The 13,920-nt window shown below is 73.1% G+C and carries 17 protein-coding genes; 5 read left to right on the plus strand and 12 right to left on the minus strand.

The genetic code is table 11. The annotated features are described in order from the left end of the window. Window positions 1-6 precede the first annotated feature (6 nt). Window positions 7-357 carry a phosphoribosyl-AMP cyclohydrolase gene (hisI, locus tag ACFYM2_RS17505; RefSeq protein WP_100574534.1) on the minus strand — a complete coding sequence of 117 codons (351 nt, stop codon included), beginning with the start codon at window positions 355-357 and terminating at the stop codon, window positions 7-9. An 82-nt stretch (window positions 358-439) separates the two neighbouring features. Between hisI and ACFYM2_RS17510 the strand changes: the two genes are divergently transcribed. Next, complete coding sequence (locus ACFYM2_RS17510) at window positions 440-1,072, plus strand: TIGR03085 family metal-binding protein (protein ID WP_388457219.1); 633 nt, start codon at window positions 440-442, stop codon at window positions 1,070-1,072. 64 nt (window positions 1,073-1,136) lie between these two features. Here ACFYM2_RS17510 and ACFYM2_RS17515 read toward each other — a convergent pair whose 3' ends face one another. The 10 genes from ACFYM2_RS17515 to hisD all read right to left on the minus strand — a co-directional run bounded on the left by ACFYM2_RS17515 (window position 1,137) and on the right by hisD (window position 8,796). Beyond that, window positions 1,137-2,381, minus strand: coding sequence for an MFS transporter (locus ACFYM2_RS17515; RefSeq protein ID WP_388837072.1), 1,245 nt, complete (start codon window positions 2,379-2,381; stop codon window positions 1,137-1,139). A 149-nt stretch (window positions 2,382-2,530) separates the two neighbouring features. Then, window positions 2,531-2,983, minus strand: a complete 453-nt coding sequence (locus ACFYM2_RS17520) for a transcriptional regulator (RefSeq protein ID WP_359008156.1) — start codon at window positions 2,981-2,983, stop codon at window positions 2,531-2,533. Window positions 2,984-3,073: 90 nt separating this feature from the next. Continuing rightward, window positions 3,074-3,829, minus strand: a complete 756-nt coding sequence (gene hisF / locus ACFYM2_RS17525) for an imidazole glycerol phosphate synthase subunit HisF (RefSeq protein ID WP_359008159.1) — start codon at window positions 3,827-3,829, stop codon at window positions 3,074-3,076. After that, entirely contained in the window at window positions 3,826-4,230 is a 405-nt protein-coding gene (locus tag ACFYM2_RS17530; RefSeq protein WP_388837077.1) for a Rid family hydrolase, read from the minus strand. The genes hisF and ACFYM2_RS17530 overlap by 4 nt, the downstream gene beginning before the upstream one ends. Continuing rightward, window positions 4,227-4,952 (minus strand): bifunctional 1-(5-phosphoribosyl)-5-((5-phosphoribosylamino)methylideneamino)imidazole-4-carboxamide isomerase/phosphoribosylanthranilate isomerase PriA, encoded by a 726-nt coding sequence (gene priA / locus ACFYM2_RS17535; RefSeq protein WP_359008165.1) that lies wholly within the window; start codon window positions 4,950-4,952, stop codon window positions 4,227-4,229. Before priA ends, ACFYM2_RS17530 begins: the two co-directional genes overlap by 4 nt. Next, entirely contained in the window at window positions 4,952-5,608 is a 657-nt protein-coding gene (gene hisH / locus ACFYM2_RS17540; RefSeq protein ID WP_359008168.1) for an imidazole glycerol phosphate synthase subunit HisH, read from the minus strand. The genes priA and hisH overlap by 1 nt, the downstream gene beginning before the upstream one ends. Further along, window positions 5,605-5,769 (minus strand): hypothetical protein, encoded by a 165-nt coding sequence (locus ACFYM2_RS17545; protein ID WP_267053718.1) that lies wholly within the window; start codon window positions 5,767-5,769, stop codon window positions 5,605-5,607. The genes hisH and ACFYM2_RS17545 overlap by 4 nt, the downstream gene beginning before the upstream one ends. Window positions 5,770-5,771: 2 nt before the next feature. Then, entirely contained in the window at window positions 5,772-6,365 is a 594-nt protein-coding gene (gene hisB, locus ACFYM2_RS17550) for an imidazoleglycerol-phosphate dehydratase HisB (RefSeq protein WP_359008170.1), read from the minus strand. After that, entirely contained in the window at window positions 6,362-7,468 is a 1,107-nt protein-coding gene (locus ACFYM2_RS17555; RefSeq protein ID WP_388837081.1) for a histidinol-phosphate transaminase, read from the minus strand. The genes hisB and ACFYM2_RS17555 overlap by 4 nt, the downstream gene beginning before the upstream one ends. Then, the gene (hisD, locus tag ACFYM2_RS17560; RefSeq protein ID WP_388837084.1) at window positions 7,465-8,796 is read right to left on the minus strand and encodes a histidinol dehydrogenase; all 1,332 of its coding nucleotides are present in this window, start codon (window positions 8,794-8,796) and stop codon (window positions 7,465-7,467) included. Before hisD ends, ACFYM2_RS17555 begins: the two co-directional genes overlap by 4 nt. A 134-nt stretch (window positions 8,797-8,930) precedes the next feature. Here hisD and ACFYM2_RS17565 point away from each other — a divergent pair, with 134 nt between their 5' ends. From ACFYM2_RS17565 to ybaK, 4 genes are all read left to right on the plus strand, one after another. Then, entirely contained in the window at window positions 8,931-10,535 is a 1,605-nt protein-coding gene (locus ACFYM2_RS17565; RefSeq protein ID WP_359008176.1) for an oxidoreductase, read from the plus strand. 151 nt (window positions 10,536-10,686) lie between these two features. Beyond that, complete coding sequence (locus ACFYM2_RS17570) at window positions 10,687-11,760, plus strand: hypothetical protein (RefSeq protein WP_359008178.1); 1,074 nt, start codon at window positions 10,687-10,689, stop codon at window positions 11,758-11,760. A gap of 5 nt (window positions 11,761-11,765) precedes the next feature. Continuing rightward, a complete protein-coding gene (locus ACFYM2_RS17575) occupies window positions 11,766-12,545 on the plus strand; it encodes an LON peptidase substrate-binding domain-containing protein (RefSeq protein WP_359008180.1) in 780 nt (259 codons plus the stop codon). A gap of 17 nt (window positions 12,546-12,562) precedes the next feature. Beyond that, window positions 12,563-13,057, plus strand: coding sequence for a Cys-tRNA(Pro) deacylase (gene ybaK, locus ACFYM2_RS17580; RefSeq protein WP_388837088.1), 495 nt, complete (start codon window positions 12,563-12,565; stop codon window positions 13,055-13,057). A gap of 196 nt (window positions 13,058-13,253) precedes the next feature. On the opposite strand, the gene ACFYM2_RS17585 is transcribed toward ybaK, so the two are convergent. Beyond that, on the minus strand, window positions 13,254-13,907 hold the full coding sequence (locus ACFYM2_RS17585; protein ID WP_358995248.1) for a hypothetical protein: 654 nt from the start codon (window positions 13,905-13,907) through the stop codon (window positions 13,254-13,256). Window positions 13,908-13,920 lie beyond the last annotated feature (13 nt).

The following is a 13,920-nucleotide window of genomic DNA, read 5'->3' on the forward strand; positions in this document are numbered from 1 at the left end:
TGGTGGCTACTTCCCGAGGTCGAGTACGTCGGCGTCGAAACAGGTGCGGTCCCCGGTGTGGCAGGCCGCGCCCACCTGGTCGACCTTGACCAGGACCGTGTCCGCGTCGCAGTCGAGAGCCACCGACTTCACGTGCTGGACATGCCCGGAGGTGTCGCCCTTGACCCAGTACTCCTGACGGCTGCGCGACCAGTACGTGCAGCGGCCGGTGGTCAGGGTGCGGTGCAGGGCCTCGTCGTCCATCCAGCCGAGCATCAGCACCTCACCGGTGTCGTACTGCTGGGCGATGGCCGGGACCAGACCATCCGCGCCGCGCTTGAGGCGGGCGGCGATGGCGGGGTCGAGATTGCTGGTCATGCTCCCATTCTGCCGTGGCCGCCGGGGGGCCCGGCGGTGCGTCCACTGTCCGGACGCCCCGGGCGGCCGTACGCTGGCGGACATGTCGACCCATGCCAAGCGTGAACGGCTTCTGCTCGCCGACCTGTTGGAGGCGGCCGGCCCCGAGGCGCCGACCCTCTGCGAGGGCTGGACGGCCCGCGAACTCGCGGCCCACGTCGTGGTGCGCGAACGGCGCCTCGACGCGGCCGGAGGGATCTTGATCGGGGCGCTCAAGAACCGCCTCGACCGGGTGCAGGCCGAGTTCGCGGAGAAGCCGTACGAAGAACTGATCCAGCTCATCCGCACCGGTCCGCCGAAGTTCTCGCCGTACAGCCTCAAGCAGGTCGACGAGGGCGCCAACGCGGTGGAGTTCTACGTCCACGCCGAGGACGTGCGCCGGGCGCAGCCGGACTGGACGCCCCGCGAACTCGACCCGGTGTTCTCCGACGCGCTCTGGTCCCGCCTGGAGAAGGCGGCCCGGGTGGTGGGCCGCAGGTCCCCGGTGGGCATCGTGCTGCGCCGCCCCGATGGGCAGACGGCGGTGGCCCGCAAGGGCACCCCGGTGGTGACGGTCACCGGCGAGCCGGGCGAGCTGACGCTCTTCGCGTACGGGCGCCAGGACGCGGCGCGGGTCGAGATCGAGGGCGAGAAGCAGGCGGCCTCGCGGGCGCTGGAGGCGAAGCTCGGGATCTGACGCGCCGGGCGGGGTCCGGGCGCGGATCCCGCCGGGCGTGGACCGCGCGCCGGGCCCGACGCGCTCAGCCCGGGAGTTCCGCGCGGCGCAGGTGGCGGGAGGCGAGGCCGATCAGCGCGCCCGTCGCGCACACGCCCGCGCCGGCCAGGAAGACCGGTCCTGTGCCCCAGGCGCCGATCGCGGCGCCCGCCAGCGGATAGCCGAGCGGCGCGATGCCCATGGTGAACAGGGAGGCGACCGCGGTGACCCGGCCCAGGTAGGCGGGCTCCGTGGTGGTCTGCGTCAGCGCCCCGCACAGGGCGCCGCTCAGCCCGGCGAGCAGGCCGATGAAGATCCCCGCGACGGCGGCGAGGACGACCGAGGGGGCGTAAGCGAGGCCCGCGATGGCGGTGGTGCCGCCGAGCAGGGACAGCGGCAGGACGAGGCCGGCGCGCGGGACGCGGCCGCGGACGGAGAGCAGCAGCGACGCGGCCCCCGCGCCCGCGCCGAACGCCGCCACGATCCAGCCCATGCCGGCCGCGCCCCAGCCCCGCTCCTTCGCGAGCAGCGTGAGCCCGATGTTGAGCGGCGCCGCGAAGCCCAGTTCGCCGACGGCGATGACCAGCATGAGTGGGGCGAGCACCCGGTGGCCCCGGATGTAGCGCAGGCCGTCGGTGAGTTCGCGCAGCGGGTGCTCCCTGATCGGCTCCCCGTCGCCGTCGAGCCGGGCGATACGGACCCGCACGAGCAGCGCGGTCGAGACCGCGAACAGGGCACCCGCCACGGCGAAGGTGGCGGCGGTGCCGCCGAGCGCCACGGCGAGCCCGCCGAGCGGGGCCCCGGTGATGTTGGCGATCCGGGCGGCGAGCCCCTTGAGGCCCTGCACCCGGGCGAGTTCGCCGGGCCCGGTGATCCTGGGCGGCAGCGCGCCGATGGCGGGGAGCAGCACCGCGTCCACGGCGCCGAAGACGAGGGCGAGGACGATCAGGAGCCACAAGTGCGGCCCGGTGACGAGCAGCACTCCGGCCATGGCCAGGATGATCACGCTGCGGGCGGCGTCGCTGCCGATGACGACCCGGCGGGGCCCGAACCGGTCGGCGATCACTCCCCCGCCGAGCATGAGCACCGCCCGGGGCACGGCGCCGACCGCGAGGACGAGCCCGGCCTGGCCCGCGCTGCCGGAGCGGGCGGCGGCCCAGGCCAGTGCCATGTAGTACACGCTGTCGCCGACGAGCGACGAGGTGTACGCGGCGAGCCAGCGCAGGACGTTGCCGTCGCGGTGGGCGGGGCGTGCGGCGGTGGCCGGGGGTATGAGGGTGGCGCTCGGCATGGCAGGCCTCTCGAACGCGGGCGGAAAGGTCGGACACGGAACGGCCGGACGCGGGACGGTCAGACGCGGAACGGCCAGACACCGGCCGGCCGGACACCGAACCGTCAGACGCGGAACGGCCAGACACCGAACGGCCGGACACCGAACGGTCAGGCGCGGAACGGGAAGCCGTACAGGTGGACCGCGACGTTCTCGCGTCCCTCGGTGTCGCCCGCCTTCGTCGCGGCCTCGCCGCGCTCCTTGAACTTCCGTACCACGGCGTCCAGTTCGTCCTCCATCTCCCGCACGTCGGCGGGGGTCAGCCGGGTGGCGTACTCGCCGCTGAACGCGGCGCCCGTCCACTCGGCGCTCCAGGCGGACAGCTGGTCGAGGAAGGCGCGGTAGAGCTCCATGCGCTGCTCCACCAGGAGCCGGGTCACCGAGGTGTGCGCGGCCACCTTCTCGGGGGCGTCCGTGAAGTCCTCGCGCCGGTAGCTGACGCCGTCCGACGCGGGACGCCACCACCGCTCGCGCCCGTCACTGCCCTGGGGCTCGGCCGCCTCGTCGACCTGGTCGGCTGGGCATTCCCCACCCCGCCCCTTCCCGAAACCCTCCGGGGGCAAGAGGGAGAGACCGGGTGTTCCACCGGGGCTGCGCCCCAGGCCCCGGGGCGCGCGCGGCGACACCGTGCCGTGTCCCGGGGCGGCCCGGGGTCAGCGGACCGGGTGGCCCGCTTCGCGCAAGGCGTTCTTGACCTCGCCGATGCGCAGGTCCCCGAAGTGGAAGACCGACGCGGCCAGGACCGCGTCGGCGCCCGCCTCGATCGCGGGGGCGAAGTGGGCGAGGCCGCCCGCGCCGCCGGAGGCGATCACCGGCACGCTGACGTGACGGCGGACCGCCGCGATCATCTCCGTGTCGTAGCCGTCCTTCGTGCCGTCCGCGTCCATCGAGTTGAGCAGGATCTCCCCCGCCCCCAACTCGGCCGCGCGGTGCGCCCATTCGACCGCGTCGATGCCCGTCCCCTTGCGGCCGCCGTGTGTGGTGACCTCGAAGGAGCCGGATTCGGTGCGCCGGGCGTCGACGGAGAGGACGAGCACCTGGCGCCCGAAGCGCTCGGCGATCTCGCGGATCAAATCGGGGCGGGCGATGGCGGCCGTGTTGACGCCCACCTTGTCCGCGCCGGCCCGCAGCAGCTTGTCGACGTCGTCGGCGGTGCGTACGCCGCCGCCGACGGTGAGCGGGATGAAGACCTGCTCCGCCGTGCGGCGCACCACGTCATAGGTCGTCTCGCGGTTGCCCGACGACGCCGTGATGTCGAGGAACGTCAGCTCGTCCGCGCCCTCGGCGTCGTACAGCTTGGCCATCTCGACCGGATCGCCCGCGTCGCGCAGGTTCTGGAAGTTGACGCCCTTGACGACGCGGCCGCCGTCCACGTCCAGGCAGGGGATGACGCGTACCGCCAGAGTCATGCCGCCGTACCTCCCCGGTACGCCTCGACCTCGACCTGTACGACCAGGCTCGGGTCGACGAACCCCGACACGATCAGCATCGTGGTGGCGGGGCGCACGTCGGCGAAGAGCTCCTTGTGGGCGCGGCCCACCTCGTCGACGTCACGGGCATGGGTGAGGTACGTACGGGTGCGCACCACGTCCTGGCGGCCGAGCCCCACGGACTCCAGCGCCTTGATGGCGAGGCCGAACGCGGTGACGGCCTGCTCGTAGGGGCCCGCCTCGTCGATGCGGCCGCCCGCCGTCGTCGACGTGCAGCCGCCGACCAGGACGAGGCCGCCCGGCAGTTCCACGACGCGCGAGGAGCCGAAGCGCTCCTCGGAGGCGTCGCCGCAGGAGGTCCTGCGGATCTCGTCACTCATGCCGCCACCACCTCAAGCGCCTCCTCCAGCGTGAAGGCCTTCGCGTACAGGGCCTTGCCGACGATCGCGCCCTCGACCCCGAGCGGGACCAGTTCGGAGATCGCGCGCAGGTCGTCGAGGGAGGAGACCCCGCCGGAGGCCACGACCGGCTTGTCGGTGGCGGCGCAGACGTTCTTCAGGAGCTCCAGGTTGGGGCCGGTCAGCGTGCCGTCCTTGGCGATGTCGGTCACCACGTAGCGCGCGCAGCCCTCGGAGTCCAGGCGGGCCAGCGTCTCGTACAGGTCGCCGCCGTCGCGGGTCCAGCCACGGCCGCGCAGCGTGGTGCCGCGCACGTCGAGGCCGACCGCGATCTTGTCGCCGTACTCGGCGATGACCTTGGCGACCCACTCGGGCGTCTCCAGGGCCGCGGTGCCGAGGTTGACGCGGGTGCAGCCGGTGGCGAGAGCGGCCTTGAGGGAGGCGTCGTCGCGGATGCCGCCGGACAGTTCGACCTTGATGTCCATGGCGCCGGCGACCTCGGCGATCAGCGCCCGGTTGTCCCCGGTGCCGAAGGCCGCGTCCAGGTCGACCAGGTGCAGCCACTCGGCGCCGGAGCGCTGCCAGGCGAGGGCCGCCTGGAGGGGCGAGCCGTAGGAGGTCTCGGAGCCGGACTCGCCGTGGACCAGGCGTACGGCCTGGCCGTCGCGGACGTCCACGGCGGGGAGGAGTTCGAGGACAGCCATCACAGGGTTCCGATCCAGTTGGTGAGCAGCTGGGCTCCGGCGTCGCCGGACTTCTCGGGGTGGAACTGGGTGGCCCACAGCGCACCGTTCTCCACCGCGGCGACGAACGGCTCCCCGTGGGTGGCCCAACTGACGCGCGGGGCACGGATCTTGGGGTTGGTGACTTCGAGGCTCCAGTCGCGCACGGCGTAGGAGTGGACGAAGTAGAAGCGGGCGTCGGCGTCCAGGCCCGCGAACAGCTCGCTGTCGCCCGGCGCCTTCACCGTGTTCCAGCCCATGTGCGGCACGACCGGCGCGTTCAGCGGCTCGACGGTGCCGGGCCACTCGTCAAGGCCCTCGGTCTCGACGCCGTGCTCGATGCCGCGCTCGAAGAGGATCTGCATGCCGACGCAGATGCCCATGACCGGGCGCCCGCCGGAGAGCCTGCGCCCCACGATCCAGTGGCCCCGGGCGTCGCGCAGCCCCTTCATGCAGGCGGCGAAGGCGCCGACGCCGGGCACGAGCAGCCCGTCGGCGTTCATGGCCCGGTCGTAGTCGCGGGTGATCTCCACGTCCGCGCCGACGTGGGCCAGGGCCCGCTCGGCGGAGCGGACGTTGCCGAATCCGTAGTCGAAGACGACGACCTTCTTGGCGGGCTTCTTGGCGGGCGTGCTCATGACCACACGTCCAGTCGCAGGATGCCGGCGGCCAGGCACATCACGGCGCCGAAGGACAGGACCACGATCAGGCTCTTCGGCATCCCCTGCTTGACGAAGGAGATGATGCCGCCGACCAGGAAGAGGCCGAGGACGATCAGGATGGTGTTGAGGCCGTTCATGCTTACAGGGCACCCTTGGTGGAAGGAAGGATTCCGGCGGCGCGCGGGTCCCGCTCGCTGGCGTAGCGCAGCGCCCGGGCGAGCGCCTTGAACTGGCACTCCACGACGTGGTGCGCGTTGCGTCCGTACGGTACGTGAATGTGCAGCGCGACCTGCGCCTGGGCCACGAAGGACTCGAAGATGTGCCGGGTCATGGTGGTGTCGTACGCACCGATCATCGGCGCCATGTTCTCGGGCTCGGTGTGCACGAGGTAGGGGCGGCCCGACAGGTCGACGGTCACCTGGGCGAGGGATTCGTCCAGCGGGACGGTGCAGTTGCCGAAGCGGTAGATGCCCACCTTGTCGCCGAGGGCCTGCTTGAAGGCGGCGCCGAGCGCGAGCGCGGTGTCCTCGATGGTGTGGTGGGTGTCGATGTGCAGATCGCCGTCGGTCTTGACCGTGAGGTCGAACAGGCCGTGGCGGCCGAGCTGGTCGAGCATGTGGTCGTAGAAACCGACCCCGGTCGACACATCGACCTTTCCGCTGCCGTCGAGGTCGATCTCGACGAGGACGGACGTCTCCTTGGTGGTGCGTTCCACCCTGCCCACGCGGCTCATGCGCTCTGCTCCTTCTTCAGTTGACGGACCGCGTCGAGGAACGCGTCGTTCTCGGCCGTGGTGCCCGCGGTGACCCGCAGCCATCCCGGCACTCCGTTGTCCCGGACCAGGACGCCCCGGTCGAGGATCCGCTGCCAGACGGTGTGGCTGTCGTCGAAGCGGCCGAACTGGACGAAGTTGGCGTCCGAATCGGTCACCTCGTAGCCCAGTCCGCGCAGCTCGGTGACGAGCCGGTCCCGCTCGGTCTTCAGCTGCTCGACACAGCCGAGCAAGGTGTCGGTGTACTCAAGGGCCGCGAGCGCGGTCGCCTGGGTGACGGCCGACAGGTGGTAGGGAAGCCGTACGAGCTGCACGGCGTCGACCACTGCGGGGTGCGCGGCGAGATAGCCGACGCGCAGCCCGGCCGCGCCGAACGCCTTGGACATGGTGCGCGAGATCACCAGGTTCGGGCGGCCCGCGATGAGCGGGAGCAGCGAGTCGCGGTGGCTGAACTCGACGTACGCCTCGTCCACGATCACCATCGACGGCTTCGCCGCCTGGGCCGCCTCGTACAGCGCGAGGACCGTCTCGGCGGCCACCGCGGTGCCGGTGGGGTTGTTGGGCGAGGTGATGAAGACGACGTCCGGGCTGTGCTCGGCGATGGCCCGCTCGGCCGCCGCGAGGTCGATGGTGAAGTCCTCGTGGCGCGGGCCCGGGATCCAGCCGGTGCCGGTGCCGCGGGCGATCAGCGCGTGCATCGAGTACGAGGGCTCGAAGCCGATCGCGGCGCGGCCGGGGCCGCCGAAGGTCTGGAGCAGCTGCTGGATGACCTCGTTGGAGCCGTTGGCCGCCCACACGTTCTCGACCGCCACAGGGTGCTTGCCGGTGCGGGTGAGGTACTTCGCCAGCTCCGTGCGCAGCTCCACCGCGTCGCGGTCGGGGTAGCGGTTGAGGTTCCTTGCCGCGTCGGCGACCCGCTCGGCGATCCGCGCCACCAGCGGCTCGGGCAGCGGGTAGGGGTTCTCGTTGGTGTTCAGCTGGACGGGGGTGTCCAACTGGGGCGCGCCGTAAGGGGACTTGCCGCGCAGCTCGTCCCGGACGGGGAGGTCGTCGATGCCGGTCACTGGGTCGGCACCTTCCAACCGAAGCGCGCCTTCAGGGCCGCGCCGTGCGCCGGCAGGTCCTCCGCATCGGCCAGGGTCACCACGTGGTGGGTGACCTCGGCGAGCGCGTCGCGCGTGTAGTCGACGATGTGGATGCCGCGCAGGAAGGACTGCACGGACAGGCCCGAGGAGTGGCAGGCGCAGCCGCCGGTGGGCAGCACGTGGTTGGAGCCCGCGCAGTAGTCGCCGAGCGAGACGGGGGCCCAGGGGCCGACGAAGATCGCGCCCGCGTTGGTGACCCGGTCGGCGACGGCGGCGGCGTCGGCGGTCTGGATCTCCAGGTGCTCGGCGCCGTACGCGTCGACGACCTTGAGGCCGTCCTCGAGGGAGTCGACCAGGACGATCGCGGACTGGCGTCCGGCGAGCGCCGGCTTGATCCGGTCCTCGATGTGCTTGGTCGCCGCGACCTGCGGCGCCAGCTCCTTCTCCACGGCCTCGGCGAGCGCCAGGGAGTCGGTGACCAGGACGGCGGCCGCGAGCGGGTCGTGCTCGGCCTGGCTGATCAGGTCGGCGGCGACGTGCACCGGGTCGGCGGTGTCGTCGGCGAGGACCGCGATCTCGGTCGGGCCCGCCTCGGTGTCGATGCCGATGCGGCCGGTGAAGTAGCGCTTGGCTGCGGCGACCCAGACGTTGCCGGGGCCGGTCACCATGTTCGCGGCAGCGCATCCCTCGGGGCCCTCGGTGCCGTACGCGAACATCGCGACGGCCTGGGCGCCGCCCACCGCGTACACCTCGTCGACGCCCAGCAGCGCGCAGGCCGCCAGGATCGTGGGGTGCGGAAGGCCGCCGAAGTCCGCCTGCGGCGGGGAGGCCAGCGCGATCGAGGCGACGCCCGCCTCCTGCGCCGGGACCACGTTCATGATCACGGAGGACGGGTACACCGAGCGGCCGCCCGGGGCGTACAGGCCCACGCGACCGACCGGCACCCACTTCTCGGTGACGGAGCCGCCGGGCACGACCTGGGTGGTGTGGGCGGTGCGGCGCTGGGCGCGGTGGACGGCCCTCGCGCGCCGGATCGACTCCTCCAGAGCGGCCCTGACCTGCGGGTCGAGCTGTTCCAGGGCGTCCTTGAGGGCTTCGGCGGGCACGCGGACCTGCTCCAGGCGCACGCCGTCGAACTTCTCCGCGTACTCGATCAGCGCCGCCGTGCCGCGATGACGCACGTCCTCGCAGATGGGCCGCACCTTCTCCAGGGCGGCTTCCACGTCGAACTCGGCACGGGGCAGCAGGTCGCGCAGGGCGCCGCCCTCGGGGAGGGCGGTACCGCGCAGATCGATTCGGGAGATCACATGTCCAATTCTCTCAGACTGCTCCGGAGCACTGGACGCCCGTATCAGTGGCTGATACGCGCCCCGGCCGTCACCCCCTGTCACCCCTGGCCACTAGCGTTCCTCCTGTCAGGGTGGACGGCGAGGGGACGGCAGTGACCGAGGCACCCGATCCGGGGGAGGCACCGGACTGGCTCAGCCCGGCGGAGCTGGGCATGTGGGGGGCCTTCCGCAACGGCTCCACCTACGATCTGCGCAGCCGCAATCCGGTGCGCGACGACCCGTTCGCGGCGCGCGCGTGGGGTCCCGAGCGCAGTGTGCGGGCCAGGGTCGTGGCGCTGCTGCTGCTCAGCGGGCCGCCCGCGCTGCCGGGCCGGGTCGCCGCGCTCAAGCTGACCGGGGTGCAGATCACCGGCACGCTCAATCTGTCGGGCGGCACGATCACCCCCTACGTCGAGCTGAGCGGCTGCCGCTTCGAGAACGAACTCCTCTTCCCCGAGGCCCACTTCACCTCGGTACGCATGGTGAGCTGCGCCATTCCCCGGATCGAGGCGGCCCGCCTGAGCACCGAGGGCGATCTGCATCTGCCGCGCTGCCGCGTCGCGGCCGGCATCCGGCTGACCGACGCGCACATCGGCACCGATCTGCTGCTCAACCAGGCGGTGGTGCACGCCGACCGCAACGGCCGCTCCATCGCGGCGGACGGCCTGATGGTCGCCCAGGACCTCCAGGCCGATCTGATCGAGTCCTACGGCGAGGTGAGCCTGCGCGCCGCGAAGATCGGCGTGACGCTGAGCCTGCGCGGCAGCCGGCTGGTCAACCCGGACGGACGGCGGGCCCTGAACGCGCCGCAGCTGACCGTCGAGCGCACCCTGTATCTGACCTCGGCGTCCGTCTACCCGAGCGGAAACCAGGCCGCCACCACACCGCCGTACGGGACGAACTACACCAACACGCCCGTACGGGGGACCCTTATCCAGCCGTTCGAATGCCGGGGCGGTCTGCGTCTTGACGACGGCCGGTTCGGGGACGCGGTGGACCTCGCGCAGGCCCGGGTCCTGCTCAGCGAGACGCAGGAGCTGTCGCTGCGCCGCATCCAGACGCCGGAGCTGCGCTTCACCGGGCAGCGCTGTCAGCGCGGCAAGGTGGTGCTGTCCGGGGCGCGGGTGGTCAACCTGGTCGACATGGCGGACAGCTGGCCGGGCCCGGGCCACCTGACGATGAACGGCTTCGCCTACGAGAATCTGATCCCGATCGGCACCTTCACGCTGGCCCAGCGCCTGGACTGGGTCACGGCGGCGACCCCCGAGTACGGGCCCGAGCCCTACGAACGGCTCGCGGGCGTGCTGCGCGCCAGCGGCGAGGACGCGGACGCCCGCGAGGTGCTGCTCGCCAAACAGCGCAGGCGCCGCGAGACGCTGCCGCTGGCCGGGAAGGCCTGGGGTGTGCTCCAGGATCTGACGGTGGCGTACGGCTACCGGCCGGGCCGGGCCGCACTGTGGATGGCCGTCCTGTGGGCGGCCGGCACCCTCGCGTTCTCGCACTACGACCCCCGGCCCATCAAAGCCGACGAGCACCCCGACTGGAACGCGGCGCTCTACGCCCTCGACCTCCTGATACCGGTGGTCAATCTGGGCCAGGACGGCTACTGGAAGCTGTCGGGCGTCTGGCAGTGGGCGGCGGCCCTGCTGATCCTGCTCGGCTGGATCCTGGCCACCACCGTGGCAGCGGGCGCCTCCCGGCTGCTGCGCAGGCGCTGAGGCGGGCCCGGGCGGGACTCGGGCCCGCCGGCCGCGAAGAAGGCGCGGGCGGGCGAATTTGCCGGGCCTTGACCCCGGGCCGTACAACCCTCACCACCGCTACGAAAGCTTCACAGCGGGCCCCTGGCGCCACCCTCACCTGCGGATTTCAATGGTCCGCACCATGACATTCGTATCCGCGCTGCTCCGCACCGCACGGCGGGCCAGGCATCTGCCCGGGCTCCCGGTTCCGTTCGAGCCGGGCGGGGCGCCGGCGCCGGCCGCCGGGCTGCCCGACAGCCGGGACGTGCTGCTCGACGCCCCCGACGACCGGCTCGCGCCCGCGCTGGTCTCGGCCGCGCTCGGCGAGTACGAGACGGCGGCGGCGCTCCTGGCCGCCACCCGCGAGCGGGCCGAGTGGGAGAACCGCGACCGCTACACCGTGCGGCTCGCGGCCTTCGCGGTGAGCCGGCCCGAGTGGCTGGCGGGCTGGCTCGCCGACGCGCCGCGCGACCCGGACGCGCTCCTGGTGAAGGCGGAGCTGGCGATCGTACGGGCCTGGGGCTCACCGGCGCGCGCCGAGCGGCTGCGGGACGTGGCGCCGCTGATCCACTCGGCGGCCGACGGCGACCCGGCCGACCCGGTGCCCTGGCGGATCGCGCTGGACCACGCGCGCGGCACGCACGCCTCGCACACCGTCTTCGAGGAACTGTGGGGCGAGGCCATCCGGCGCTCCTCGCACCACTACGGCTGCCATGTGGCCGCCCTCCAGTACCTCTCGGCCCAGTGGTACGGCTCGCACCGCGAGTGCTTCGACTTCGCCGAGCGGGCCGCCGAGGACTCCCTGCCGGGCTCCCTGATCCGCGCGCTCCCGGCCCGCGCCGCGTTCGCGTACCTGGTGGGCGGGGGCGGCCCCAGCATCCCCCACGAGCGGATCGACGCGGCGGCCGATCTCGGCATCGAGCTGTCCGGCGCGTACGAGGCGGGCGACCCCTGGCCGGCGGAGGTGCGCAACCTGCTGGCCTACGTCCTCGTCGTGCGCGGGCGCTGGCCCCGGGCCCTGGAGGAGTTCCGGCGCATCGGCCCGTACGCGACCTCTTTCCCGTGGCTGCATCTGGCCGCGGATCCGCTCGGCCAGTTCCTGGAACTGCGCGAGTTCGTTCGGGCGGAGGCCGCCGCGGGGCCGTCCTGGGGGCGGGAGCGCCAAAAGCCCGGACGCGCCCGGTCCGGCGGCCATTACGCTTGAGCGTTGTGACCACCGCACGCCTCCCCCTCTTCCCGCTCAACTCGGTCCTGTTCCCCGGCCTCGTCCTGCCGCTGAACGTGTTCGAGGAGCGTTATCGCGCCATGATGCGCGATCTGCTGAAGACCGGCACCGACGCCGCCGGCTCGCCCGGCTCCCCGGGCGGGGCCGGCGACGAGCCGCGCCGCTTCGCCGTCGTGGCGATCAGGGACGGCCGGGAGGTCGCGCCGACCGCGCCCGGCCTTCCCGACCAGACCGCGCGGCCCGAGAAGGGCGCGGCGGCCGGTTTCGGCGCCGATCCCGTCCAGGCCTTCCACCGGGTGGGCTGCGTCGCGGACGCGGCCACCATCCGTGAGCGCCCGGACGGCAGCTTCGAGGTGCTGGCCACCGGCACGACCCGGATCCGCATCCTGTCGGTCGACGCGAGCGGGCCCTATCTGACGGCCGAGTACGAGGAGCTGGCGGAAGAACCGGGCGAGGAGGCGGGCGCGCTCGCCGAGGGCGTGCTGCGCGCGTTCCGCTCCTACCAGAAGCGGCTCGCGGGGGCCCGCGAGCGCTCGCTCGCCGGCACCGCCGACCTGCCGGACGAGCCCTCGGTGGTGTCCTATCTGGTCGCGGCCGCCGCCGTCCTGGACGTCCCCGCCAAGCAGCGGCTGCTCCAGGCGCCCGACACCGCGACCCGGCTGCGCGAGGAACTGCACCTGCTGCGCGCGGAGACCGCGGTCATCCGCCATCTGCCCTCGCTGCCCGCGGTGGATCTGACGCGGACCCCGACCAGCCCCAACTGACCGGAAGGAGCGCCGCGTTGGCCAAGAAGAAGCAGCAGAGCGGGGGCACCCCCGCCACGGTGGCCCTGACGAAGGCGGGCACCGCGTTCACCGTCCACGCCTACGCCCACGACCCGGCGTCGCCCTCCTACGGCGAGGAGGCCGCGCGGGCGCTCGGGGTGGGCGCTGAGCGGGTGTTCAAGACGCTGGTGGCCGACGTGGACGGCGAGCTGACGGTGGCGGTGGTCCCGGTGGCCGGATCGCTCGACCTCAAAGCGCTGGCCTCGGCGGTCGGCGGCAAGCGCGCGACGATGGCCGACCCGGCGGCCGCCGAGCGCACCACCGGCTATGTGCGCGGCGGGATCTCCCCGCTCGGGCAGCGCAAGAAGCTGCGTACGGTCCTGGACGACTCGGCGTCCGCGCACGCCACGATCTGCGTGTCGGCGGGCCGGCGCGGCCTGGAGGTCGAGCTGGCCCCGGCGGATCTGGCGGCCCTCACGGGAGCGCTGCTCGCCCCGATCGGACGCTCCTAGGGGGTGTCTGGTGGATCAGGGTCGGTCAGGGCGCGGCGTCTGGTGCGGTGCATCGCAAGGCGCCGGAGCGTCTCGATAGCGGAGCTATCGGGGCGATTCGGCAACGCCGCGAGGTGCCGTGCCAGACGCCGCGCCCCCGGCCATGGTCCACCAGACACCCCCTAGGCCGGACCCCGCACCCGGGCGGCCGGGCGTCTCAGAGGCCGGCGGCGCCGGGTCCTTGGCCGCCCGTGTCCAGCGGCGGCACCTGCCAGGCCGGCTCGGGGTCGCGGGGCCCGAACAGGGCCGTGAGGCCCAGATGGACGGCCATGGCGGCGATCGGCCAGGCGAGCAGGGCGCCCTTGGCGTCGAGTTTGAGCGGGGCGTCGAAGGTCACGCCCTTGCCGGCCGCCTTCGCCGCCGCGACCACGTCCTGGCTCGGACCGAGCCAGATGCCGAGGCGCCAGGCGAGGACCGAGCCGAGCAGACTGCCGACCGCGAGCCCGGCGACCAGGGCGATGCCGCCCTTGCGGCGGAAGAGGAAGACCGCGGCGGCGCTCAGGACGCCGAGTCCGAGCGCGAGCAGGATGAACGTTCCGTCCCCGCCGATCGCCTCCTCCCCCTCGGTGTCCTTGAGGAAGACGGCCTTGTCGTCGGCGACGAGCGGCACCCGGGGGGCCAGCCACAGCCACAGCAGCCCGAGCGCCACCCCGGCCACCGTCACCGCGAGGGCGACGAGCACCGCGTCCCGTACGTCCTTCTTCACGGCGGACGCCGCGCCGGCGGTTTCGGGGCGGGCGCCCCCGGCGGGGGCCTGCCACGGGTCGTTGCCCGGGGGCTGCTGATGGGGCGGTGTCAAAGGCGCGGTCACCCTGCCATCGTGC

Source organism: Streptomyces sp. NPDC006711 (genome assembly GCF_042869775.1).
GTDB lineage: Bacteria > Actinomycetota > Actinomycetes > Streptomycetales > Streptomycetaceae > Streptomyces.